At 57.3% G+C, this 23500-nt stretch carries 23 protein-coding genes and 2 CRISPR repeat arrays (1 of these 25 cut by a window edge); of the genes, 14 read left to right on the top strand and 9 right to left on the bottom strand.

The window, feature by feature from the left end; translation table 11 throughout:
* Positions 1-1419: direct repeats of the CRISPR family, unit length 30 nt; unit sequence GTTACAGACGGACCCTTGGGCGGTTGAAGC (it extends 1488 nt beyond the left edge of the window).
* 224 nt (positions 1420-1643) lie between these two features.
* The 7 genes from cas6 (at position 1644) to Harman_RS20055 (ending at position 11969) form a co-directional block, all read left to right on the top strand.
* Positions 1644-2417 carry a CRISPR-associated endoribonuclease Cas6 gene (gene cas6 / locus Harman_RS20085; protein ID WP_137685466.1) on the top strand — a complete coding sequence of 258 codons (774 nt, stop codon included), beginning with the start codon at positions 1644-1646 and terminating at the stop codon, positions 2415-2417.
* The gene (locus Harman_RS20080; RefSeq protein ID WP_137685465.1) at positions 2407-4611 is read left to right on the top strand and encodes a TM1802 family CRISPR-associated protein; all 2205 of its coding nucleotides are present in this window, start codon (positions 2407-2409) and stop codon (positions 4609-4611) included. The genes cas6 and Harman_RS20080 overlap by 11 nt, the downstream gene beginning before the upstream one ends.
* 6 nt (positions 4612-4617) lie before the next feature.
* Positions 4618-5646: a type I-B CRISPR-associated protein Cas7/Csh2 gene (gene cas7b, locus Harman_RS20075; RefSeq protein ID WP_137685464.1), complete on the top strand. Its 1029-nt coding sequence runs from the start codon at positions 4618-4620 to the stop codon at positions 5644-5646.
* A 3-nt stretch (positions 5647-5649) separates the two neighbouring features.
* Positions 5650-6414, top strand: coding sequence for a type I-B CRISPR-associated protein Cas5b (gene cas5b / locus Harman_RS20070; protein WP_137685463.1), 765 nt, complete (start codon positions 5650-5652; stop codon positions 6412-6414).
* Positions 6414-8981, top strand: a complete 2568-nt coding sequence (locus Harman_RS20065; RefSeq protein WP_137685462.1) for a CRISPR-associated endonuclease Cas3'' — start codon at positions 6414-6416, stop codon at positions 8979-8981. Before cas5b ends, Harman_RS20065 begins: the two co-directional genes overlap by 1 nt.
* Positions 8982-9385: 404 nt before the next feature.
* A CRISPR array of direct repeats spans positions 9386-10529; the repeat unit is 30 nt; unit sequence GTTACAGACGGACCCTTGGGCGGTTGAAGC.
* Between the two features lie 253 nt (positions 10530-10782).
* Positions 10783-11577 (top strand): ParA family protein, encoded by a 795-nt coding sequence (locus Harman_RS20060; RefSeq protein ID WP_137685461.1) that lies wholly within the window; start codon positions 10783-10785, stop codon positions 11575-11577.
* The gene (locus Harman_RS20055; protein WP_137685460.1) at positions 11574-11969 is read left to right on the top strand and encodes a hypothetical protein; all 396 of its coding nucleotides are present in this window, start codon (positions 11574-11576) and stop codon (positions 11967-11969) included. Before Harman_RS20060 ends, Harman_RS20055 begins: the two co-directional genes overlap by 4 nt.
* 62 nt (positions 11970-12031) lie before the next feature.
* On the opposite strand, the gene Harman_RS20050 is transcribed toward Harman_RS20055, so the two are convergent.
* The 4 genes from Harman_RS20050 to Harman_RS20035 all read right to left on the bottom strand — a co-directional run bounded on the left by Harman_RS20050 (position 12032) and on the right by Harman_RS20035 (position 13966).
* Positions 12032-12706: a hypothetical protein gene (locus Harman_RS20050; protein ID WP_137685459.1), complete on the bottom strand. Its 675-nt coding sequence runs from the start codon at positions 12704-12706 to the stop codon at positions 12032-12034.
* Positions 12706-12996 carry a hypothetical protein gene (locus Harman_RS20045; protein WP_137685458.1) on the bottom strand — a complete coding sequence of 97 codons (291 nt, stop codon included), beginning with the start codon at positions 12994-12996 and terminating at the stop codon, positions 12706-12708. The genes Harman_RS20050 and Harman_RS20045 overlap by 1 nt, the downstream gene beginning before the upstream one ends.
* 240 nt (positions 12997-13236) lie before the next feature.
* Entirely contained in the window at positions 13237-13644 is a 408-nt protein-coding gene (locus tag Harman_RS20040; protein WP_137685457.1) for an HVO_A0114 family putative DNA-binding protein, read from the bottom strand.
* 25 nt (positions 13645-13669) lie between these two features.
* The gene (locus Harman_RS20035) at positions 13670-13966 is read right to left on the bottom strand and encodes a toxin-antitoxin system TumE family protein (protein WP_137685456.1); all 297 of its coding nucleotides are present in this window, start codon (positions 13964-13966) and stop codon (positions 13670-13672) included.
* 172 nt (positions 13967-14138) lie between these two features.
* On the opposite strand from Harman_RS20035, the gene Harman_RS20030 reads away from it, so the two are divergent.
* Together Harman_RS20030 and Harman_RS20025 are read left to right on the top strand one after the other, a co-directional pair.
* Positions 14139-14738 (top strand): site-specific integrase, encoded by a 600-nt coding sequence (locus Harman_RS20030; protein ID WP_137685455.1) that lies wholly within the window; start codon positions 14139-14141, stop codon positions 14736-14738.
* On the top strand, positions 14735-15154 hold the full coding sequence (locus Harman_RS20025) for a hypothetical protein (protein WP_137685454.1): 420 nt from the start codon (positions 14735-14737) through the stop codon (positions 15152-15154). The genes Harman_RS20030 and Harman_RS20025 overlap by 4 nt, the downstream gene beginning before the upstream one ends.
* Positions 15155-15241: 87 nt before the next feature.
* Here the strand turns inward: Harman_RS20025 and Harman_RS20020 are convergent, their stop codons facing one another.
* Positions 15242-15556, bottom strand: coding sequence for a hypothetical protein (locus Harman_RS20020; RefSeq protein WP_137685453.1), 315 nt, complete (start codon positions 15554-15556; stop codon positions 15242-15244).
* Positions 15557-15648: 92 nt separating this feature from the next.
* Here Harman_RS20020 and Harman_RS20015 point away from each other — a divergent pair, with 92 nt between their 5' ends.
* Positions 15649-15990, top strand: a complete 342-nt coding sequence (locus tag Harman_RS20015; RefSeq protein ID WP_200831017.1) for a hypothetical protein — start codon at positions 15649-15651, stop codon at positions 15988-15990.
* Between the two features lie 154 nt (positions 15991-16144).
* Here the strand turns inward: Harman_RS20015 and Harman_RS20010 are convergent, their stop codons facing one another.
* A complete protein-coding gene (locus tag Harman_RS20010) occupies positions 16145-16495 on the bottom strand; it encodes a DUF7563 family protein (RefSeq protein WP_137685452.1) in 351 nt (116 codons plus the stop codon).
* Positions 16496-16644: 149 nt separating this feature from the next.
* Between Harman_RS20010 and Harman_RS20005 the strand changes: the two genes are divergently transcribed.
* The 4 genes from Harman_RS20005 (at position 16645) to Harman_RS19990 (ending at position 19916) form a co-directional block, all read left to right on the top strand.
* On the top strand, positions 16645-16896 hold the full coding sequence (locus tag Harman_RS20005) for a hypothetical protein (RefSeq protein ID WP_137685451.1): 252 nt from the start codon (positions 16645-16647) through the stop codon (positions 16894-16896).
* A gap of 299 nt (positions 16897-17195) precedes the next feature.
* Positions 17196-17666 carry a hypothetical protein gene (locus Harman_RS20000; RefSeq protein WP_137685450.1) on the top strand — a complete coding sequence of 157 codons (471 nt, stop codon included), beginning with the start codon at positions 17196-17198 and terminating at the stop codon, positions 17664-17666.
* Positions 17663-18181, top strand: a complete 519-nt coding sequence (locus Harman_RS19995; protein WP_137685449.1) for a hypothetical protein — start codon at positions 17663-17665, stop codon at positions 18179-18181. Before Harman_RS20000 ends, Harman_RS19995 begins: the two co-directional genes overlap by 4 nt.
* Positions 18171-19916 carry a type IV secretion system DNA-binding domain-containing protein gene (locus tag Harman_RS19990; RefSeq protein ID WP_137685448.1) on the top strand — a complete coding sequence of 582 codons (1746 nt, stop codon included), beginning with the start codon at positions 18171-18173 and terminating at the stop codon, positions 19914-19916. The genes Harman_RS19995 and Harman_RS19990 overlap by 11 nt, the downstream gene beginning before the upstream one ends.
* Before the next feature lie 72 nt (positions 19917-19988).
* Here the strand turns inward: Harman_RS19990 and Harman_RS21825 are convergent, their stop codons facing one another.
* The 3 genes from Harman_RS21825 to Harman_RS19970 all read right to left on the bottom strand — a co-directional run.
* Positions 19989-20147: a hypothetical protein gene (locus Harman_RS21825; protein ID WP_235007281.1), complete on the bottom strand. Its 159-nt coding sequence runs from the start codon at positions 20145-20147 to the stop codon at positions 19989-19991.
* Between the two features lie 179 nt (positions 20148-20326).
* A complete protein-coding gene (locus tag Harman_RS19980) occupies positions 20327-20746 on the bottom strand; it encodes a MarR family transcriptional regulator (RefSeq protein ID WP_137685446.1) in 420 nt (139 codons plus the stop codon).
* A gap of 521 nt (positions 20747-21267) precedes the next feature.
* Positions 21268-23500: aminotransferase (locus Harman_RS19970; protein WP_137685444.1), on the bottom strand; the 2233-nt coding region annotated here is incomplete at its 5' end.

The following is a 23500-nucleotide window of genomic DNA, read 5'->3' as shown; positions in this document are numbered from 1 at the left end:
CCGAGCGACTCGTTGATAGTCAGGAGTTACAGACGGACCCTTGGGCGGTTGAAGCGATCCCAGAGCGGAGATGGTCGTCGAGCGCTTCTTGTTACAGACGGACCCTTGGGCGGTTGAAGCAACCGCGTCAACGACCTGCCGAACTCCTGGAGGTTGTTACAGACGGACCCTTGGGCGGTTGAAGCGTAGAACGCTTGGAGTCGGCCCTGTAGCCGCGTGTTACAGACGGACCCTTGGGCGGTTGAAGTCCGGTGACTGTCGGGCTCGTGATGTTTGGCCTGGTTACAGACGGACCCTTGGGCGGTTGAAGTTGCCGAAGCCCCATTGCTAAGCTGTGCTGGGTCTGGTGTTACAGACGGACCCTTGGGCGGTTGAAGTCATCTGTGCGATAATGTCGTCTTGCTCTTGGGTCGTTACAGACGGACCCTTGGGCGGTTGAAGTCTGATGGTTTGACCGTCGCCACCCCGTAGCGAGGTTACAGACGGACCCTTGGGCGGTTGAAGTCGAGAGCGAGAGGTCCGAGGTGTCAGCGAGCAGGTTACAGACGGACCCTTGGGCGGTTGAAGGGCCTTCCACAAGTTCAACTCGGTAGCGATGACTGTTGTTACAGACGGACCCTTGGGCGGTTGAAGGCGACAACCAGACCATCAAACGCTGGGTGCGCGCCTAGTTACAGACGGACCCTTGGGCGGTTGAAGGCCAACAACCTGAGCGGGTCCCCTGACCCTCCCGAAGTTACAGACGGACCCTTGGGCGGTTGAAGGGCGTTCGTCGGCGGCCTGTTGCTGTATGCAGGCTTGTTACAGACGGACCCTTGGGCGGTTGAAGGCCGGAGGCTCGAACGCTGGACGGGTCCCGGGAGATCGTTACAGACGGACCCTTGGGCGGTTGAAGGAAGATCCTCGATATCGGGCAGGGCGGCCGGGTCCGTTACAGACGGACCCTTGGGCGGTTGAAGGCACTGCTCATCGTTCTCTTTGTACCGAATGAAGGCAGGTTACAGACGGACCCTTGGGCGGTTGAAGGACGAACCAGCCATCCGGAACCCGACCGAGTGCCCAGTTACAGACGGACCCTTGGGCGGTTGAAGGTTGTCTCGGCTGTGGGACACCGTGCATAAATCCGGTGTTACAGACGGACCCTTGGGCGGTTGAAGCGTCCGTTCGACGGCCGACCACCGGATCGCCCGGAGTTACAGACGGACCCTTGGGCGGTTGAAGCTTGGTCGTTTGCCGACTGACAAATGGGTGCAAGCGTTCCAGACGGATCCTTTGGCGGTTGAAGCGGAATCGCCGGAGTCCCGATTTATCATCCGTTTCGGGTTTCAGACGGACTCTTAGGCGGTTGAAGCAAAGCGAAGCTCGGACTTCGGATGGTCACCATCGGACGTTACAGACGGACCCTTGGGCGATTGAAGCAACGCGACCGACAAGTCGTACTATATCCTCGTCGAACCGTTTCAGAAGGACCAGTGAATTGTTGAAGCCTCGGAATGGAAGTCGACCTGACCGACCCAATGGTGATTTCAGACGGACCCCTGTGGTGTCACTACTTTCACTGTGGTCAGATGGAATTTATAAGCCATGATATTCTCAACTAACGTGTTATGCAACACTCACAAACGACAGAGGTGATTTGACCGGTGCGGATCCTCGCACGACTCCACGCACGCAGAGACGCCGCCTACGACAACACGTATCACAACAAGCTCCAGGGCCGCATCTGGCAGGCCCTCGAAGACAGCCAGTACGACGCACTCCACGACGAGAACCAGCCAAAGCCGTTCGTCTACAGTAACCCCTTCCCACCGCAGGACATGGAGGAGGGTGACGAACGAACACTGCTGGTTGCCTCACCCGAGGAGTCACTGCTTGCCCATATCGCCGAGGACCTCACTCACGACCGTGAGCTGAACATCGGCGAGATGCCCTTCCACGTCGACGAGGTCACGCCGCTGTCACCGGACGTCGGCGAGCCTGGAACCACTGGCACACTCGAAACCGGGACGGGCGTCTTGGTCCGGATTCCACCGTGGCGCTTCGACGAGTACGATATCGACGTCGACCACGATGAAGCGGAGTTCTGGCGGCCCGAACATACGATGGAGCCGTTCCGGACCCAGATCGAGGCAAACCTGGATAAGAAGCATCGGCTCTACATGCCCGACTATCTGCCAGGCCCCTCCGATGTCGATGGCGATCTGTTCGACGGGTACGAACTCATCAAGACCTTCGCTATCCCGGTCACGCCGACCACAGGACGTGAAGAGACGTGGGTTCTGAGCAAGTGGCGCTTCGATTACAGCGTTCGCGACGATGACCACCGCCGGCATCTGAATCTGGCACTGGATGTCGGCCTTGGGGAGCGGAATTCTCTGGGCTTCGGATTCATCAACATCACCAACCATGGCAGATAACGACTACGCGGAGACGGCCGTCAAGCGGTTCCAGCCACGGCTGCCGGCCTCACTCTACGAGGTTGCGTGGCAGTACTCGCTCTATGACTGGTACAGTGCCGTCCAGTCGGGTGATATCGACTGGGAACTGGCTCCGGAGCATCTCGCATACCTGACACCGGGTGCCAAGAGTGAGTTGTTTGGAGCGGATGACAGCCTCATCACCGTCTACGCAGATCTGTCGGACCCGGAAAACCCACAGTTACGCCCGGACTCGGACGGCGGACCCGTAGAAATCGGCACCTATACGCGCGGAGACCGATTCCGAGTCGGGCACGCATATCCAGCGAACAAGACGAGTAGCATGACCGACTACTCCATCACGACCCACAAAGGAGCCGATGCCCACCACATCGCCGGGTTCCGTGATGACGCATGGGGAACCAACAACGTCCAAGACAGGTTTACCGCTTGGGCACAGTCAGAGTACGCAGAAACCGTCCGTGAGCAGGCATCAGAGGCCGACGCCAGCCTGCTGGATGGGCTGGCGACGCTGGGTGACGACGATGAGCAGATGCAGGCACTTGGAGAGGCGTTCGTCGAGCTCGCTGGCGGCGAAGATGAAGAGTTTGACTCACTCATCACTGTCAAAGTGAAGGACCCCGAAGCAGACGAGTACCGCTATCCTGGCGAGATTCCGGTGCTAAACGACGTGATGGTCGAGAAAAAATCCGCCCGGCTCGAAAGTATTTCCGTTGAGGACGCCAGTGGCGACGGCGTCGGGTACGTAACCGGTAACAACGAACAGGTCACCGGCGGTTCGCCGGGCTTGTTCGGCATGTACGGGAAGAAACAGCGCGAACACTTCCCGGACATCGACACCAAAGGAAGCGACGCGTGGCGAACTCGACCGCTGTCGTTTGACACGGCCGCTGCAGTTGCGGCGGCGGACTCAATCTTCGAGGACTTCTTCCGTGGCCTGGGGAATAACCGACGGTTGTACGTGCTCCCGTATCTCGCTATGCGGCGGGACGAACTCGACACGGACACGTTCGAGTGGTTCTACGATACCATCTACACAGCGCTCCGTGACGCGGAAACTGGCCCTGATGGAACCTTCGATACGGAACTCGAAACATTGGTCCGAGAAGTCACAGATGGCGCGGCTGCCGATGGCGAGACAGATTTCGACGATCTCGTCGACGAAGACCACTGGGACCGCGTCCGCTTCGCTATCGTACTCCAGGTCACCGGGAACCCTGACCGCGTCTACTTCGACACGCTCGATGGGATCTTCCAGCCAGCCGCGCTCGAAGACGCACACAACGACGTCACGCGAAGTGCGATCTTCGAAGGTGATGGCATCTTCGGCACCTATCCCTCCCCTGAGAGTAGTCCATATCTCGGTCTGGGACTGCCACTCGTTCGGCGAATCCTGTATGGCGATTACTTCGGTCGGACGACTGAACCGACACGAACCAGTCGACAGGCCAGCGAGACACCTAGTGTCGGCGAAATCGATGACCACGAAATGCGGCGTGTTCGGGCCCTCCTGACCGAAGGCAAAATTCCACTCCAACCACTGCTGGAGGAGTATATCCACCAGTTGGTGCAGGATCAAAATGAGTCGTTCGACAGCGATAGCGATTACACCGCGTTCCCACAGCGATCAGTCGTTGAACAGTACACACAACTTCGAGCACTCAGCGATGCAGACATGCTCGAATCCACCAACACGACCTTCACCTTCACCACAAGTGCGATGACAGACGAGCCAGACTCACGAACAGACCGACTCGAATCGTTTCTTGACAATCACGACGCACTCGATGCCGACCATACGCGTGCCGTCTTCCTGCTGGGTGGGTTAGTCGGCCGAATCACAGCCTTCCAGTCTCGGGAGAACGTTTCCTCGACATTGGTCCGTCGGTATCCAATTGACTACCTGACCAAGCAGACGGTCAAGGAAGTCACGAAAGAAGTCCTGCAGATGGACCATTCCTACGCTGAAGCCGAAGAAGATCGGTCCTACTGGACAAACAACCGGTACACAAGCCGGTTGACCGACGCCATGCTGTCGGCCGATCCCAACGAGTGGACAATGTCCGATGCTGAGCTGCAGTGGCTCTATAGTCTGGGCATCTCCTACGGGCTCAACGACACGCGCGTTGCACAGGCTGATGACCACGCTGACGCCGCTGCTGCCGACGACTAATTACCAATGACTGAATCCACTGATACCGTTGCGAACCGCTCCGAGATTGTTTTCCTCTACGATGCAGAGGACACCAACCCCAACGGGAATCCGCTATCGGCCAACGACAAACCCCGTATCGACGAGACGACCGGGAAAGCCGTCGTCACCGACGTCCGACTGAAACGCTACATCCGCGATCAACTGGATGATGACGGCCTCGAAATCTACATCAAGAATCCCTCGAAGGCAGACTATGATGGTGCCATCGACCGTGACGATCTCTTCACCAGCGTCACTGGACTCGAAGCTGACGAACTCGAGGAGATTACTGGTGACGAGGCAGCCGATGCGTTTCTGAACAACGCTGCTGACGTCCGGTACTTCGGCGCGACTTGTTCGTTCTCATCGGACTTTCAGGACAAGATTGGTGACGGGTTCCCTGGGCAGTTCATTGGCCCAGTGCAGTTTTCTCACGCCCGTAGTCTAAACACAGTCGTTCAGAAGAGCGAGTCCAAACAACTCTCGACAGTTGTTTCCAGCGGTGGTGACAGCGAACAGGGGACCTTTGCGACGGACAACCGGCTGCAGTATGCCCTCGTTCCGTTCCACGGCGTGGTCAACGAAGTGGGAGCCGAGTCGACCGGACTCACTGAAGCCGACGTCGAGCGACTTGATTCAGTCCTCTGGCGAGCGTTGAAGAATCAGACCCTGACACGCTCGAAGATGGGGCACCAGCCTCAGTTGTACCTGCGTGTTGAATACGAGACGGACGAATTCCACATTGGAACCCTCGACGACGGACTCGCACTTGCTCAAGACGTGCCAGATAGTAAGCTACGGAACATCAGCGATGTCGAGTTAGATATCTCCGACCTCGTTGAGGACCTCGCAGCACACAGCGACCACATTGAGACTGTACACGTGACCGCAAACCGGCACCTGACGGTGACAGACGGTGACGAGACCGGCGGTCAGGAGTTTCTCATCGAGGCACTCTCTGAAGCCGTGGGCGCTGACAGTGTGGCCAAAATCGATGTCTACGGCGATGACTGACTGATGACGACGACGGACCTTGATGTGAGCGGCCGCGAGTGCCTCTCCTTTACCGTTAGTGGCTCGTGGGGGCACTTTCGTCGCCTCGATGCGACGACAGAGAAGCTGACCTACCGAGTGATTCCCAGGACGACGATTGCTGGTCTCGTCGCCGCCATTCTCGGTCGGCCACGGAACTCCTATTACGAGACCTTTGCTGCCGATGCCTCAGCAATTGCAGTTACGCCGTGTTCCGACCTCGAGACGATTGCGATCCCGCAGCTTACGCTGCCCACCGAAGAAGGCGATATTCAGACAGCCGACGGCGTCTCCGGGAAGACTGTGGTCGATCCTGGTCGTATTGCGACCGAGCGAAAGCGGCGGACCTTCGAGTACATCGTCGATCCAGCCTACCGTATTGATTTAGTCCTCTCGGAAACGGACACATACAACGAATTGAAGGAGATGCTGTTGGCTGGCCGAAGTACATACACACCGTATCTCGGAAAGTCAGAGTGTTTGGCTCGAGTCGACGACGTCGACGTCAACACGGTAACCAACGATGCTGATGCGACGGCTGTCGATTCGACGGTCCCAGAAGAGTATGTCGTACCGACGGCTGGCGAACCACTTCGGATGGAGCGGACGCCGGCATTCATGGCCGCCAACGAAACTGGTCGCCACACGACCGGGTTCGTCTCGTACGCGTACGCCACCGGGACCGACACTGTCGAGACGAGCGGTGCGCCGACGTATTCAGTCGGCGACCGGACAGTCTGTTTCGTCTGATGGCCCCCAATCTGTCCCTGCTGGAGTCGTATCGAGCGCGTCCCTCGCAATCGCTTCGAGATCACCTACACGGCGTGGCCACGAACGCCGAGCAGTTGGTTCCAGCTGATGCTGAAAGTGCCTATGGCGACGACTGGCAAACAGTCATGCGGGCGCTTGCATGGACGCACGATGCCGGCAAACTGACAACGTATTTTCAGCAGTATCTCGAGTCCGGTGAGCGGAGTCACGCACCCCGGGACGAACATACCTATCACGGCTTCGTTAGTGCATTACTAGCGGCACATGTCCTGTACTCGCTAGATGTGTCTGCAGCAATGCGGACGGCTGGCTTCTACGCTGTCGCCAGACACCATGGTGTGCTTCCAACTGTTGTGGCAGCTCATGAGGAGTATGCTGGGAACGGATCCAAAGTCGATAGTCAATATGACGCTCCACGAGCGCAACTACAGGACATCAAACAGAACGCCGCACCTGCTGGCAATGCGCTTGTCACGGCCGCCAGTAACGGCCAACTGGAGTGGGATGGCGTACTTGTTGACACTCCAGCCACCTATCAAAAGCTGCTCGTCGATCCAAAAAAACTGGACGAGCAGTTCTACGAAACACTCCTAAGAGCATGGTCGACTCTCGTTTGTGCCGATAAACTCGATGCTGCCGAAATAGCACTTCCAGAGGGAGCACAGCGGCCGGAATTAGAACGGCTACGGACGACCGTCGCAGGGTTGCCAGCGGGCAAGACGCCGCTCGAACAGACCCTGAACCAACTCCGGAGTACTGCCCACGAAGAGTCCTATCAACAGTTATTGACGAGCCACAGAGAAGGCGATCGGCTGTTCCAAATAGAACTCCCGACGGGATTCGGGAAGACCCTTACTGGCCTTCGTGCAGCATTAGAGCTGGCCGAACAGCGGAACAGCCGAGCCATCTACGCCCTCCCATATACATCGATTCTCGACCAAGTCGACGATGTCTGTCAAGAGTATCTGGATGTTGATCCACTAAGTGACCGCTATACCGTCCATCATCACCTTGCCGATACGCGGACAACGGCGACAGAGAGCAAAGAGGGGACGGTCGTTAACGACGGTAGCGAAGCACTGTACGCAGAAACGTGGCAGGCAGGTCTCGTGTTGACGACCTTCACGCAGTTGTTCGAGAGTGTTGCAGGGCCTGGGAACACGCAGGCGATGAAGATACCAGCACTACAAGATAGTGTCATCATACTTGATGAGCCACAGGGAATTGCGCTTGAGTGGTGGAGCCTCGTTGGTCGGCTCGCAGCCTTCCTCACCCGGGAATACGACACAACCATTATCATGATGACTGCGACACAGCCACAGATTTTCGAACAGGCCCCGTCGCTCCCTTCACCGACGTCGTTGACCACAGTGACTGACGAGTGTGTCTCGTTCCTGGAGTCGAATCCACGAGTAACGTTCAATCTGCACGACAGTACTGCCGGCTATCTGGCTGGTGACGACTCCAGCACACTATCATACGAAACTGCGGCGGAAACACTGTCCGAGATGACTACAGATGGTACGACAACGCTAGCGATCGCGAACACAATCGAGAGTGCAGCGACACTGACCGATACCGTCTTCGACCATTCACGACCTTGTGAGACGACGATTTCGCTGGGTGCAGATCTGGAAGCATTCCATCAGTCATCATCCCTCAATGTTGAGGACATGACCGACGAAGCAGCCGAAGCATATCTCGAGTTTGTGTCGGATGGGCTTGCTACAGCTGGGGACGGAACCGTCGTGGTCACACTGACGACGCAACTCCGTCCGCGTGACCGCAAACTCCTGCTTGCAGCCCTTCGACGGTTGCTCGATTCGGAGATATCCACACCGTTCGAGGGGTGGTCCGTCATGACCATCTCAACCCAACTCATCGAAGCCGGAGTTGACGTGAGCTTTGACCGACTCTACCGTGACTTCGCCCCCGTACCTGCACTCGTCCAAGCAGCTGGTCGGTGTAACCGAGAGTTCAGTGGCTCGACTAGCCCAGTCACCGTGTGGCGGTTGGCGTCGGCCAACGATGCGACGACTGTACCGCCATCGGAGTTGATCTACGGGCAGCGATCACTGCTTCGGCCAGCACGCCAAGCGCTCGCAAGCTTGCAAGCTGAACATGGGGCCGCCATTCCCGAAGCTGAGCTTATTTCGACAGGAGTGAAGGCATACTACGGTGAGTTACATCACCAACGTCGGACGTCAGAGCGGTCTGACCGGTTAGTGGAACACTTCAACAGCGCTGCAGGGGAGCCACTCCGAAACGCATCACTCATCGAGGACGACTACGCGACGCAAGATGTCGTACTTCTGTGTTCCACAGAAGACAGGCAACGATACGAGGAGTATCAGAATTTGCGGGAGGCAGGCAAATTCAGTACGGCGAAAACTGTATTCGAGGAATTGAAGCCACTTGTCGTGACGCTTCGGGTCGACAGTGATGCGGGCCAGTCGGACCAACTCCTAATGCGAGATGCCAGAGAAGCGACCGTAGAGTACGATACTGTGTCTGGTCGTGGCATCGGTAGTAGCCGCTCCGAGTGAATCACTCGGGACGGTTTGCTCACCGGTGCAGAGTACATCCTGTTCTGGAAGCAGTGATGATCCGTCTATGCCATCATCGTCTACGACGTGTGGCGGATCGGACACCAAGGTTCCACAAGTTCTTCTGCGGTCTCTTACACACGTTCAAAGCTCCGTCGAGGGGGAGGTCACCGAGGGAACGCTTGTTGAAATCAAGGAAACACTCCAGTTGATGCTCTAAGATGCTGAGTCCACCATGGTCGAATGGATACCGAATGTTATATCGACTGCTCGGTATCCAGTGATGACCAGCAATTTCTGCAGCTATCGTCGACCCCCCAGGGGTTCAGGGGGTATTGCCGGTCGACGAAAATAGTGAAGTGAAACCACGCTAGAGATAGGCTGTGCTCCGGAAATCGGGCATGGTTACAGACGGACTCTTGTGGGGTTGAAGCGTGTTCGAGCAGTCAGTATGACCCGTCAAAATCTGGTTACAGACGGACTCTTGTGGGGTTGAAGCCCGCGCTCGGCCCACTCCTCAAGCCGCGGATAGGAGGTTACAGACGGACTCTTGTGGGGTTGAAGCACGTAGACCGTTGGATCCTGTGTCACTGTGTGCTCCGTTACAGACGGACTCTTGTGGGGTTGAAGCGGCGTCGGCCGGTCCGAAAGCCCCACGTACGACGGTTACAGACGGACTCTTGTGGGGTTGAAGCGATCCACTCCCCCGTCTCCCGACGGAGGTACGCCAGTTACAGACGGACTCTTGTGGGGTTGAAGCTTTGTCCGGATTATCAGGTCCTCGGAGTCCTCGACAAACGTTACAGACGGACTCTTGTGGGGTTGAAGCAGAAAGATCGACCAGAACGCCAGCGGGCAGTTCTACGTTACAGACGGACTCTTGTGGGGTTGAAGCAGAAAGATCGACCAGAACGCCAGCGGGCAGTTCTACGTTACAGACGGACTCTTGTGGGGTTGAAGCGCCAAGATCCGGACCTGCCCAGCATCGACGCCGCCGGGGTTACAGACGGACCCTTGGGCGGTTGAAGCGGGCCGTCGTGGTCAACGGTGATTCGGCTTCGAGTTACAGACGGACCCTTGGGCGGTTGAAGCCTCCCGAAGCGTGTCCACACTCGCCCGAATCATCGTTACAGACGGACCCTTGGGCGGTTGAAGCGTCCGCGTCACCGACTACACGGACGTGCTTGCTGGGTTACAGACGGACCCTTGGGCGGTTGAAGCGCTGGGGAAAGAGCGATACATGGACAAGCAGGACGCGTTACAGACGGACCCTTGTGGGGTTGAAGCACCCGGCAGAACCCCTCCTGTTCCACTATCACACACGTTACAGACGGACCCTCGGGCGGTTGAAGCGGCGGCCCGAAGTCCTGTTGTGGGTGTGGCTGGACGCGTTACAGACGGACCCTCGGGCGGTTGAAGCTCCGCAAAATCGTGAGGGGCATCTGATGGCTGGTTACAGACGGACCCTTGTGGGGTTGAAGCCGCGGGTATGATGGCGATAGTGTCCGCGAAAACGGCGTTACAGACGGACCCTTGTGGGGTTGAAGGGGTAAAGCCGTCGAAATCGTGGATCACGGCGAACTGTTGCAGACGGCCGCTTTAGCGGTTGAAATGACGAGGACAATATGCCACTGTCGATAGAGCATATTTCAGATGGATCTTCCAGCAGCAGAAGCAGAGTTCTCATTCGATATGCGTACTGTGGAGTGGTTTAGAAGGGCACTTCGAGAGGGGGGCTGCATCTCGGGTCGATCGTTGTCTGACGCAGTACTAAGTGGTTCGGACAGTTTGTACAGTTTGTATGGCCGAACCAGCCAAAATAGCTGTCAGTAACCAGAAAGGCGGTGTCGGCAAGACGGCCGTCGCGATCAACGCCGCCGGTGCGCTGAACGCCCGTGGCCGGGACGTCCTCTTCGTTGACCTCGACCCGCAGGGGAACGCCACGGAGAACCTCGGCCTTCGCGAAGCGTACGATAGCGAGCCCCCGTCGCTGTTCGATATCCTCAGTGATTCCGAGCAGCGCGACCGCATCGGTGAACTCGTCCGTGAGCACGAGGAGATGTCGGTCATCCCCTCAAACATCGACATGACTGCCGTCGAGCCAGAGCTCACGCTCTCCCGTCGCTCGGGCGAGCAACTGGCGATGGCACTGGAACACATCGAGGACGAGTACGACTACGTCATCATCGACTGCCCGCCGTTCCTCGGGAACCTCATGGACAACGCCTTATTCGCCGCGCAGAATGTCCTCATTCCAGCGCTCGCCGAAGACACGAGCAAGCGGGCCTTCGAACTCTTGTTCGACCACGTCGACGCACTCACGCGCGATTACGAGATCAGCATCGACGAGTGTGGCGTCGTGATCAACCGTATCGACGTTCGAAAGACACAGGCCAACGAGATGATTGACTGGATTCGGAACGCCTTCGACGATACACCAGTATGGGAAGTCCGCGAGCGAGCAGCGATCCAGCGGGCGCTGTCGAACGGCGCGTCCATCTTCGTCGAAGAGTCTGACTGTGATCAGATAGAGGTCTTTGAGGCGATGGCCGCGAACCTCGACGAACAGTTCGAATTCCAGGAGGTGACTGCATGAGCGACGATCGCTCCGAACGCCTGCGGCAACGGCGGAAAGAATCACAAGAACGCGTCCAGGAAGAGAGCTCGTCCAAGACAGCCGAACCAGCCGAAGTAGACAAACCGTCCAAACCATCCAAACCGTCCGAACCAGACAACCAAGACGAATCCAGTGACGGTGACGACAGTTCGGTCAAAGATGAGCAGGTCGGGACGTACATGTATCTCCCGAAAACCCAGAAGAAGGAATTGGAACGGCTCTACAACGTCCTCAAAGCCGAGTACGAGTACGAGTACGACGAGGAGTTCGAGAAGAACCGCGCATTCTATCCACTCGTCGTCAAATACGGTTTGGAGAGTTTGGACGATTTGGACGCTTCGGAGATACGAGAGCGTTTGGATTCACTATAGCAGGATACAGTTTATCCACGGCAGCTCTATGAATGGCGACCTACCCCAGGGGCAGTGCTCCGTCAGTTCTCGAAGGCGACCTCAACTGTGCCATCGAACTCACACTGTGGACAGGTAATCGAGAATCCATCAACAGCTGCAACCTGTTCGCCTTGGAGGATACCCTGACAGATGTGCTTCCCACAGTCGGGACACTGGACTGGCTGGAGTCCAACTGGTTTCGCGTGGCGCAGACAGTCCTTGCACCCAGAATACGCAGGGACGACCGCATTGCACCGGGTGATTCGGTACGTTGACCCCTGGTTTCCAGCGCCACAAGCGGGCGCGGCTTCGCCGTAGGCGGCCGCCTGCGGGTCCGGGAAGTGGTACTTTGCAGCTGGCCCGCCGCTGACGACCACCCACGGGACTCGCTGGGTCAGCACCTCGACGTCGTCGACGTCGAAGACGCGTCCGTCTTCAGTCCAGTCCGGCGACTCGAGCGCGTGCAGCGAGGCCTCATGATGGTCGGGATAGCTGACCAGTTCCAGTCCGAACACCGCCGACCGAGCATTGAGTCGAAGCACGCGTTTTGATTCGCGGTCGTCGGTCGGGTCCTCGATGGACCGCTCGACGACATCAGTGACGTCCCAAGTGCGTGTGTCGCCGTTGACCACAAGTACATCACCCTCTTCGATAGCCTGGATCGTCTCGACGAGCGCCGGGGCCGCGCCGGCGTCGACGCCAGCAGCCGTCCCCATCAGTCATCACCCGAAATCGTGTCGGGATAACTGTTCCAGAGCCGGCGAGCGGGGCCGTTCTTCGGCGGCGTCTCGTGGTCGATATCGTGGCGGTTAATCGCGCGATAGATGGTTCGTTTCGAAACCTCGTGTGCGATTGCCAGGTCCGCGACGTCGAAGCCGGCATCGAGCGCCGCCGCCAGATACGACGGTTCGGTGTAGTCGTCTGGCGTGAACTCGGACAAACCAAGTGCGGCGACGATCTCGGCTTGTCGGTGGGTAGTCGCAGTCGGTGAATCGGAATCAGTCATCGGTGTATATGTCAAGATAACTAGCCGGATTTCCTAGAGTGTTTCGGCGAAATCAGTGTGAGTGAGCGACTGCGTAATAGCGGCAAGGAATGATGCCATCCATCCCCTCCCCCCTCCAGTTCATTTAATACCCGCGCGTGCAGGGGGCGGAATTGGGAGTCAGCAGTTCGAAGCTGCTACCGGCCGATTCTGAGACCGGCCATATATTCGAATACTGAAAATAAGATGGAAGTGGCGGCCTCACGGAGCAATCGGCGTATCACTACCGGTGTCGAGTCCGCGCAGCGGCACATCACCAGAGAACTCGAATTCATCATACCAGACAGTCGGCCGCTTGGCCCGTCCCTCGTCTTCGAGCTCGAGCAGACCATAGTCCGCCAGTTCGTGGACGTTCTCGGTCACTTCGGGTGGATGTCGGTCCACAATGCGTGCGAGTTCGCGGATGCTATCCGGTTCGTGTTCGACGATCGCCTCCAAGAGTTTCAGATTCGTCGGCCGGAAGATACGGCCGAACGTTGCGAGACTTTCGATACTCAGTCGAGACGGGTTTGATTCAACATCCTCGCCCTCATCGATAGCCGCAAGGGTATCCTCAAGGCCGCTGCGGTCGGGACGCGTACCAATCGTGATGTGGAGTGTTCGGGTCATGGGTTCGTGTGTGCGTGTAGGGTTGCTACCATTCGATGCGTTTCTCGGGCGGGAGTGCAGCACGCCACGCCTGATACAGTGGCTGAAGTCCGTCGAATTCGATCTCGAGGACTTGTCCCGCGATGTGCAGTTCGTGTGGACCGTGATGGTTGTCGAAACGAATGATGGGATCCTCAGCACCAGCCACCCCATAGTGAAACGCATACTTGACGCCGTCTGGGTACTGGTCAGACTCGGGCACTTCGAGGATGCGTACGCGAGCGACAGTCCCGTCATCGTAGGCTTGAATCTCATCTTCCTGTACCACAACATCGTCGCCCATCGATAATTGTTAGTTTGTATCCTAACAGTAAGAGTGTTAGGGTTTAGACTAACGATAGAGCTAATGACGGCTTGTCATATTAGTCGTAACAGATGTGCCCCATAGCAGCGGAAACCGTGGTGTCTTCGACCGACCAGTACCCTCTTTAGTAACGGAAACATAAGTAATCGTAATGCGGATCGAATCGACTGCTGGAAACGAGTACAAAGTGTGGCTCACCGACCCCGAGATTGAGGATCTTCGACGAGCGACCACCAGTCAGCGTGACGACCTCATCATCCAGCTAGGCGCGTTCGTCGGCCTGCGCGCCTTCGAGATTCCACAGGTCCGGCCCGTCGACGTCAAGCAGACCGACAGCGGACAGTATCGGCTCCGTGTCCAGGCCGGGAAGGATACCAGCGGCAACGGTGGGAAGCCTCGCGATGCCTTCCTCCCCGCCGACGTCGAGCGCGACCTCCAACGGTATCAGAACGAGCACAACATCGCCCCGAAGGACCCCTTTATCGATTTGAGCCAGCCCGGAGTCAGAGCAGCGGTTCGACGGACAGCTGCACGGGCGGCTGAAGCGACTGGCGATGCCGACTTCGAGAAAGTGAGTACCCACGATCTCCGCCGCCGCTTCGCCCAGCGACTCCTCGTCGACGAACAAATGAACCCCCGCGTCGTGATGGCCGTAGGTGGGTGGGATTCATTCGCCGCGATTGAGCCGTATCTGAACGCCCCCAGCGAGGACGTCATTGACTATGCGTTCCAGGAGGTCGAGTCACTATGACCGAAGACGACATCGACCCCGAGAACCCGCGACCGACAGGCCACTACCCACGGTTTGCCGACAACGAATGGCACTACGTTCCGGACGAGTTGGCACAGACGATCTCCCTGGGCCCGGCCGGCGATGGTGAGGAAAGCCAAGACTGGGTGCTCACGTACACACCAGAGAAGCGGGACGAAGACGACCGCGAGAAGGTGCTGGTCCGACTCACTCCCCGGGCACTGCACGAGCTCCACATCGAGACAAAGGATCTCTCAGTTGAACAGCGCCAGATGGGCCACCGCGCCGAGTGTGACCTCTGTGGTGAGATGGTCGACCTTGACCGCGCGATACCGAACGCCCGAGGAGAGCCGTGCCACAAGCGCTGCTGGGCCGAGTACACCGGCGCTCCGGATTGGTTCTCAGACTACCTTTGAACGCTTGACACCACGAGCGATGACCACTTAGAACATTCACCGAAAACCACAGAGGAGACAGCTACGAAGGAGAACCCAGATTGGTTGTTACGACCAGTCGTGATCGTCGATTCCCTCGTAGTGTTTCAGGCGACTCTCAATTTCCCAGGCTTCCCAGCCACACTCGTGGTACAGGACATCGGCGAGGCTGTCGAAGTTGCTCTTGTCGAGTTCGATACCACGAGTGCCGCGATAGATGATATACGGCCCACTCCGGAGGTCTGCGTAGACTTCACGCGCTGTTGGATAGTCGTCGCCAATAGCCGAGAGATTCAGCAGAGCCTCCTCTGTAATCGGCGTGCCCCATTTGTGTTTGGCAATCATCGTAGCCAAGAGGGCACATTTCACCGACGGCTTCTCCATAATCGAGCGATAAAGCCACTCGTATATAACACCTGTTAATAGTGGTTAACACTAGTGCAAATGCTTATACACGCGTAGAGCAGTTATCCTGTATGAGCAGTATGGACCACGCGGCCGACCGCGGGGAGAAGAAGGAACTCCGAAAGCAACACCCCAGCGGGTGGCTCTACCTCACGCAGCACGATGCGATCCCGATTCTCGTCGACGCGTTGCTCGATCTCCCACCGAATCGTGAGTTCAACAAAACCGAACTCGCAGAGCATGCAGGCGTTACACGCCAGACGGTCGGCAACTATACCGACCTCTTACTCGAGGTCGAACTCATCGAAGCGGTTCCAGACACGTCCCCACGTCGATACCGAGTTGCGGACAGCGATGTCATCAAAGAACTCTTCGAACTGAACAGCGCGCTCAACAACGTCGGGAGCGAGTAGGACACCAGAGAAGACGTCATCGATAACGCGTTTGCAGAACTCAAACTGTGAATCCCATCATTACCGAGAGGTTTCATGGGTAACACCCGGGATGGTCCCGAAGTGGCGGTCACCGAACTGCCGGCTTCAGGCGATCAAAAATCAGGTGGCGTTGTTACTCGGCGACCAGTGCGGCAAATGCGTCGTCTTCGGTGTGCTCAGTTGTCGAATCCTGCATGGTCACCGACCGCTCCCGCAACTCCTCGAGCGTGACGCGGCCCTCGGTAGTACAGTCCTTGTCGGAATCTGTCTCGTGGAAGGTAGCTTCGACTGGCTCGTCGACGCCAGGGCGATGGACCAGGAGCGTCCCATCTCGATCGGCGTCGACGGCGGCGCCGTTCGCGACCGCGCCTTGGGTGGAACAGTTCCGGCAAGCATGGACTTCGGTGTGTTCGTTCCCAAACACACGGGCGTACTGTGCGTCGACACGCGCACCGCAGTTCTGGCAGGTCACGGCCGATACCATGGGTCAGGCTGGGTGGGGAGTACTAGTAAAACACGAGCCCATTGCGACAAGTGTCAACAGTCTGGTGTCAAAATGGGTTTGGTTTTTACGCTGGGTACCACCGAACGGCAAGAGTGTAGCCATCGACGGACGATGGCGGTGACAGATTCATGCCAAATATCAACAAACTCTCCGCTCGTAGCGGGAGCGGCCTGGTGACGCTTCCGAAAGACGAGCTCGAAATGTGTGGCCTCCTGGACGACGAGGGCAACCCGGATACCGACGTCCAGCTGCTCATCAAGATGGAACAGCCCGGCGAATGGCGGGTCTCGGTCCTCGACGAGTCCGCCGTCGATGATTCGTGGTACAGTGGCGACACGCCAGAAACCGGCGTGCAGGTCGGTGCTGGTGGTGGTGTGTGAGGACAGGTAGATGCCACAGTCAAAGCAGAGTATAAAATATTTTTGAGTCGTTCACTTTCACCGTGGTCTGGTAACGCATTTTATATCAGGGTGAAAACTCAGGTGTGTGCGCTGGAATCGACCGCACTTTGCAACCCTCCAAGACCCGTATTCTTGTACTGCACATTCTGCAGCACGACCTCTGTATACTGCAGGTAAAACCACCAGACGTAGAGCGAATAAAGAGGGAGTGCTGCAACTCTTTAACTTGCCCATAGGTCAAAACCACAGCCTTCGCGAAGGCAAGGACTGCTAACGCGATGGGACGAAATGAGCAGCTCACGACCTACGTCGACGGCGACGTAGCGCGTGAAATCGAGCGGCGAGCAGAGGCTGAAGATGTCTCTGCCTCAACCTATATTGCACAGGTTCTCGACCAGCACATCCACGACGGAGCTGTCGATGACCAGGCGCGTGAACATCGGGCCGAACAGCGTATTCAGGAACTTGTCGCCGAGGCACGGGATGAGGTTGCCGAAGCCACGGAAGGCCTCGAGGACCTCGTCGCGAAATCAGGCGTCTATTCGATAGCAGTCTGGGAACTCGTCAAAGACGAATATGACGATCCACAGCGACAACACGCCCTCAATGTTGGCACCGAACGGCTCCGAGAGGACATGGACGCAGTTGGCGGTGATATCGAGAGCGCCCGGGAACAGAATCCCACGCCGTCTGAGACCGAGAGTAGTGCTTCGGCAAAATCTGATGACCGGGATTGGGAGTTCGAATGATCGTGAAATCGGACTTCCAGACAGGCAGCGCCGGCAACCTGATCACCTACATCAGTGAAGATGCAGAGCGGACAGTCGAGATCCGAGATTCGACTGGCCGCAAGCTGAGCGAAAAAGAAATTGAAGCGTTCGTCGAGCGGTCTGAGACAGCCGATATGCAGCGCCAGTTCATCATTGCGCCTGATCCGGATGCGGGCTACACTGCAGCAGAAATTGACCAGTGTACTCGCTCAACGCTCAACGACTGGAAAGCAGAGAAACCCTCTGTCGAGTACGTCTACGGTGTCCACGCTCGTCCAGAATCAGGAAAATCACACGCACACGTCGCTGCGATCGGCAAACAACGAGATCTACACATGGAGACAGACGATCTGACCAACCTTCGAGAACAGACACGAGAGCGCTTTCGGGAGCGCACACGGCTCAGAAGTAGAGAGCGCGTTCAAGAACGGAGTGTCACGGCGGAGCAAGAGCGCGAAGTGACTCAAGCACAGGAGGGCTACGATGACATCTGAGACAAAGACGAGCAAACGGCAGGAGAGTTTCGGGGAGATATTCATCGATGTTCTACTTACAATGACGCTGCCACGGTTGCTGGTTCCATGGTGGTACGTCGAATGGGACCAGCCGAAATTACGTCGGTTTCGGCTCTGGTGGTGGATCTATCCCTGTTATGCGCTGCTGGGGAGTGTCGTCTTCGCCGGTGCGTTGCTGCAAGGCAAACTCTGGCCGATCCTTGTAATCCTATTTGCACACATTATGGCCCCGCTCGTCTTCATTGGCGAGGTGCTCGGACTGTCTATCGCTGGTGTCGGGTTCGCAGGCATCCCTGATGTCCTCTTTTTGGGGCCATATGCCGCATTCAGCGTCGCGATAGCGAGCCTGCCCCTCACCCGACGCTGGGGCGACAACATCTTTGATCTGAAAGAACCCAAGTACATCAGAGAGTCTGACGAATTTGTCGTGCCGATGGAAGATATATCGGCCACCTCAGATGAATATACAGACGGAGACGATATTCCGGCACTACCCAGACTCCGGCAAGACATCTCCACGGCGGTACTCGGTGAGAGCGGGAGTGGGAAGACAACCGGAATGCAACTCCTTTCACAGCAGTATCCCCACGATGAGGGGACGGCAGTCATTGTACACGAGTCTGGAAACGACTTCGAACAATTCTATCGAGAACGTGGGTTTGAGGTGCTTCGAGTCGGGGTTGAAGAGACGGATGTCCGCTGGAATCTCTTTCAGGATGTTGAAAGAGAAGAGGATTATCAAGAGATTGCACGGTCTGTGTTCGGAGAGGCTGACGGAGATAATCCATTCCATCGCAAGGCAGAGAGCGTGTTTACTGCCTGTCTAAAATATCTCCATCGGGAAGCTGAAAAGCAAGATGCGGTTGGCCAACTTGGCCACGACGATATCTATAATCTGGTACACGAACCGAAGGACGAGATACATACACGGCTGAATAAGTACGATGACCTTCGTACTGCTGCACAGAAGATTAGGCAAGGAGATAACAGCGGCTCAGAGAACGTCTACACAGAACTCACACAAAATGTCGGAGATGTATTTACTGGTCAATTCAAGACTGATGGTGAGTTTTCCGTTCGAGAGTATGTCGAAAATCCCAACGGGCGAGTGCTGTTGATTCGCTCTGGACCGATGGCGACCAAGGCTGCTCCGATGTACCAAGTGCTGCTTAACTGGACAATCCGGATTGCCCGGTCCTCGGCAACGCCGACAAATTTCATCTTGGACGAGATTGACTCTCTCCCGCCGATAACAGAGTTACCGGGGCTTGCAGCTCGGGGGCGAAGTGAGGATGCACGAGTCATGATTGGGGCACAGACGGTCGGGCAGCTCGACGCCGTCTATGGCGATGAGTCGGCAGCAGTGTTAGGAAACTGCCCGCAGGGTCTGTACTTCCAGCCCGGCGATGAACAGACGACGCGGTACATTCAAACGGAAATCGGGAAAGAGCGAGAACAAACAGTATCGCAGTCACGCTCGCGGTCGAAAAGTCAGACCGGCGGGTCGTATCAGACGACACAGAGCCACACTACTCGGACTGAAGATCGCCGTCCGATCACAGCCGGTGAGCTGACACGCATGGAAACGGGAGAGTGTGTGATAGTTGCGAAAAAGCACTGGTGGAAAGGACAGGCAAAGCAAGCTGATGCGGTGGAAGAGCAGGTCAAGGAACCAATGAAACCACTTCGAGATCGGCTGAAAGAGATGTTGTAGCTACGGTTATTCTAGTAGCTCGGTCAGTAATTCGCTGCGATGCCTGGTTTTTCCATCGAATGCGCACCAAATTCACTTCATCATTTTCGCGAACTCTCTCACAACGAGTTTCTTCCCCTCCTGTGTCAGCTGGCCCTGCTCGCCAGGAAGAATCGCCCCCGGCGGAATCGTGTGAATCGACCACGGGAGAAGGTACGTCGAACTCGAGAACGAGATTCCCGTATAGTGCATGTCTTCCTCAAGTTTTGGCGTGCGATGGTTCTCAGTCTGCGATCCATGCCCGAGGCACATTACCGTACACTCGACGGAACTATAGGGACGGTCTCGATGCCGGACGACAACAACGGGCCGTTGATCTTTCTTTGTGTGCGGATCTGGGCTTACCCAGACGAGTGTGCCGGACGGATATTTCACGGATTGTCCCCATCCGCATCATCGAGTAGGTCGACAGCCTCGTCGATATCATCGTCAGTGAGAGTGGCCGATTCAGCATCGGCGTCATTGTCTTCCAGTTCGGCAGTACTGTCCGGTTCCTCGTGTGTGGCGAACATACGGTCAAGACCGTCCAGTGCCGCTGTGTATCGGTAGAGATCCTCGCGGTCTCGGCGAGCATGGTAGTACCCGTCCGGGGTCTTGTCAATATATCCGCTGTCGTACAGTCGTTTTAGTGTGACTTTCGCTGTCCCATGCGGTATATCGAGTTCATTGCGGAGGTCCTGCGGGCTGTACCCATACTCATCGTGTCGATAGAGGAACGCGACGATGTCCGACTTAGTTGTTCCCGGCCGTAGATCGACATCCGGGTCATGGTCGTCTATCGAAACAGGCATTGTAACTTATTGTAACTGGTTGAAACCAATAAATATACCGCCATGATCGCGAGCGACGATTTGCCTGCTGGACGGAGCCCACGAACGTGGCCTGCGGTATCATCGATTGGGATCGAAGCCCACCTCAGTTAGCCTGTCATAGAATGTTTCTCGTATGTTAGTCAGGCGGTCAGTACAGATGATATACCCCTTATAGGAGCCCTGTTACGCCGATGAATAAAAATAGCACACCCAATCCCAAATAAAACCAGACAGGAGTGTTAGACTCCGTAGATTGGTCGGATGATGAACGCCGAAGGAACTCAAATCCAAACGTATGGACTCTCTTCGGAAAGATGACGTAGGCAAGACCAAGAACGATAGCTATGACGTATCCGGCTTGCCACAGAATACTCATATGTTATTTCTAACGAGTGGCGATAAATGTCTAATGGTCAATTCGCAGACTTAGTGAGCAGGGGATTCATTGTCTGCAGTTCCGAAATCAACCACCTAGCGAACTCGTCTATGACACCCCAGTATTAATCTGCAGCAGCTGAGAGCGATTTTTGTGTGGAGTCCAAAGCCGGAGACTGCGGCCCGATCTGGACCCCTGAGTGGTCCGAATAAGATGGTTCAGTTGGCTCGTGGCAATCGCTACAGAACGCTTCGAGGATGGGCCGCCATCGTGAGAGTCCCAGCTCGTCAAGGACCTCCTGGTAGTCGAGATACCCGAGGTCAGTATACTCCTCCGGCGAGAGATTCAGCAGCCCCGAGTCGTAAACCGGCCCCAGAAGGATGTGCGACGGGTTCCCTGCCGGGGCTCCCAGCGATGGATTCGCCTCATGGTACGGGTCAGTCACCGGCGATGTTGAGGCCCACCACGGCTCCAGATGTGCGACGAACCCGTCACCCGTATCTTCCACGAGGAAGAAGGCCCGCAAGGCCTTGTGATGGCGGTCATACGAACTCTCTGAGGTCACTTCGATGAGGTCCTGCCGCGTCAGCGGCTCGTCGCTCGCGAACAGCGCCGAGAGCATCTGCCGTGCTGCCGGCGGGAGCGTCGGGAAGATCGATTCGGCGGGGAGACTAGCCAGCGCGGTCTCAATGGCGTCGACGTCGAGCCGATCAGAAATAGAATCCCGGGCCTGGAGACTGTCGAGTGCATCTGCCACGAGGCAGGGGTCCGGGCCGCGGTCGTTCGTCGCGAGTGCTGCTTCCAGGCATCGGGTCAGTCGGTCGAGATCCTCGCGATTGCCGTCGGAGAACCCCTTGCGGTCGGCAAATTCCCGGACGAGCCCCCGGGTATGACCGTGCGAATTGGCCTCGGCTATCGGAATATCGAGGATGGCGGCGTCTTCGACCCCCTCCTCGACCCGGTCACGAAGCCGAGTCGCTTCCTCGTCGACGGCCTCCTGGACGTCGGGCAGGAGGTCAGTGACGCCGGGGCCAGTGAAGATCCACGACGCCAGTAGGTCAGCAACGGGATCGGTGTCGTCGATATCGTATTCAGACCGCGCCCGGAGCTTCTGTGGGCGATCCTCGATGCACATCCGATACCAGCTGTGGACGCCGTAGGCATCGCGATAGCCGGCCTGCTTGGTGATGGTGTAGCGAGCGAAATTGAGGAACTTCGTGTACTGATTCTTGTTGCGCCGGAGTGCATCGGGATCGGGAAGCCGGATGTTGATCGTCACGTCCATTCCGGCAGCGTCGTAGACGTTCGTGGCGCTGCACAGCAGGCCGTGCAGGTCACACATCAACTGGTTCTGCAGCCCGGAGTCCAGTTCGTCGAACTGGCCGACTTTCGAGAGCAGCGCCGACCGCAACGCACCGATGCGTTCTCTCCAGTTGTCCAGATGTTCGAGCTCATCACTGGAGAGCCAGCCGATTTGCTTGGCCTGGACGAGGACATCGTGGAGGTCATTCTTGAACGTCTCGACGCCGTCGTGGGCGCGATTCCACTGTTTCCCCAGCGCGTCCATATTTAAGGCCTTACTGAGCATCCGATTGCTGAGTAAGGCCCCACACAGACGTCCCAGCGTGACGACAGGGCCGCCCCACTGCAGGATGACGAGCGCTTCGTCGTCGAACGCCGAGATGTAGGAGACACGCCCGTCGCCGTCGGGGGCGTCTCCCTCATCAGTCCAGTCGAGGATGTCGGCATCAGCGAAATTGACGCCGTCAACACGTTTCGCGGCGGCAAACCGGCGATGGAGAACGGGTGGTTCGACCGCTCGAGACCCAGTGCGATCGCCCAGCCACTGGACGTACCCAGCTTCAGGCGCGGAACCCGTCGCGGCAAGCCACCGTTCGGCCGGGGGGGTCCGGTCGCGACGCTGGGGCGATACACTACACTTACGAGACTGTGAGGGGTGTCCGTAAGACGCACCCCGCAGCCGGGATTGGGCCGGATGGACCGGGTTCCCTTCCCGGTCGACGTACGACTGTGCAGCCGAGCCGAGTGGCGTCAGCGAGAGCCGATTAGACGCGTGTGAGCGGTCCACGGTGATGATGTCCTCGGCTTCGAGGAACGACACATAGCGGTCGATACTGCCGTCTGCATAGGCGATCTCGTCGTCTCGCTTGATCGCAGCGACCGACCGAGCATCGGCAGTATCGAGATGTGCCAGCACAGTTAGCGCACCCGTCTGGGCTCGATTGTCGTCAACCCACCCCCACGCCTCTTCGTCCAGCTGGGCGTCGGCTTCGTCGTCGTCGGCGTTCCCATCACGCCGGGAGGAATACCCGGCCTCAGTAAGGAACGCGAAGCGC

This window comes from Haloarcula mannanilytica (genome assembly GCF_005406125.1).
Taxonomy (GTDB): Archaea; Halobacteriota; Halobacteria; order Halobacteriales; family Haloarculaceae; genus Haloarcula; species Haloarcula mannanilytica.
The sequence above is the reverse complement of the archived record's forward strand: the minus strand, read 5'-3'. Positions and strand labels throughout refer to the sequence as shown.

Coding starts and splice junctions, on each gene's coding strand:
- Harman_RS21825 (WP_235007281.1), bottom strand. CDS start 20,147: ATGCACTATACGGGAATCTCGTTCTCGAGTTCGACGTACCTTCTCCCG.
- cas5b (WP_137685463.1), top strand. CDS start 5,650: ATGACGACGACGGACCTTGATGTGAGCGGCCGCGAGTGCCTCTCCTTT.
- Harman_RS20030 (WP_137685455.1), top strand. CDS start 14,139: ATGCGGATCGAATCGACTGCTGGAAACGAGTACAAAGTGTGGCTCACC.
- Harman_RS20035 (WP_137685456.1), bottom strand. CDS start 13,966: ATGGGCGACGATGTTGTGGTACAGGAAGATGAGATTCAAGCCTACGAT.
- Harman_RS20080 (WP_137685465.1), top strand. CDS start 2,407: ATGGCAGATAACGACTACGCGGAGACGGCCGTCAAGCGGTTCCAGCCA.
- Harman_RS20065 (WP_137685462.1), top strand. CDS start 6,414: ATGGCCCCCAATCTGTCCCTGCTGGAGTCGTATCGAGCGCGTCCCTCG.
- Harman_RS20045 (WP_137685458.1), bottom strand. CDS start 12,996: ATGACTGATTCCGATTCACCGACTGCGACTACCCACCGACAAGCCGAG.
- Harman_RS20025 (WP_137685454.1), top strand. CDS start 14,735: ATGACCGAAGACGACATCGACCCCGAGAACCCGCGACCGACAGGCCAC.
- Harman_RS19995 (WP_137685449.1), top strand. CDS start 17,663: ATGATCGTGAAATCGGACTTCCAGACAGGCAGCGCCGGCAACCTGATC.
- cas7b (WP_137685464.1), top strand. CDS start 4,618: ATGACTGAATCCACTGATACCGTTGCGAACCGCTCCGAGATTGTTTTC.
- Harman_RS19990 (WP_137685448.1), top strand. CDS start 18,171: ATGACATCTGAGACAAAGACGAGCAAACGGCAGGAGAGTTTCGGGGAG.
- Harman_RS20050 (WP_137685459.1), bottom strand. CDS start 12,706: ATGGGGACGGCTGCTGGCGTCGACGCCGGCGCGGCCCCGGCGCTCGTC.
- Harman_RS20040 (WP_137685457.1), bottom strand. CDS start 13,644: ATGACCCGAACACTCCACATCACGATTGGTACGCGTCCCGACCGCAGC.
- Harman_RS20055 (WP_137685460.1), top strand. CDS start 11,574: ATGAGCGACGATCGCTCCGAACGCCTGCGGCAACGGCGGAAAGAATCA.
- Harman_RS20000 (WP_137685450.1), top strand. CDS start 17,196: ATGGGACGAAATGAGCAGCTCACGACCTACGTCGACGGCGACGTAGCG.
- Harman_RS19980 (WP_137685446.1), bottom strand. CDS start 20,746: ATGCCTGTTTCGATAGACGACCATGACCCGGATGTCGATCTACGGCCG.
- Harman_RS20020 (WP_137685453.1), bottom strand. CDS start 15,556: ATGGAGAAGCCGTCGGTGAAATGTGCCCTCTTGGCTACGATGATTGCC.
- Harman_RS20060 (WP_137685461.1), top strand. CDS start 10,783: ATGGCCGAACCAGCCAAAATAGCTGTCAGTAACCAGAAAGGCGGTGTC.
- Harman_RS20010 (WP_137685452.1), bottom strand. CDS start 16,495: ATGGTATCGGCCGTGACCTGCCAGAACTGCGGTGCGCGTGTCGACGCA.
- Harman_RS20005 (WP_137685451.1), top strand. CDS start 16,645: ATGCCAAATATCAACAAACTCTCCGCTCGTAGCGGGAGCGGCCTGGTG.
- Harman_RS20015 (WP_200831017.1), top strand. CDS start 15,649: ATGAGCAGTATGGACCACGCGGCCGACCGCGGGGAGAAGAAGGAACTC.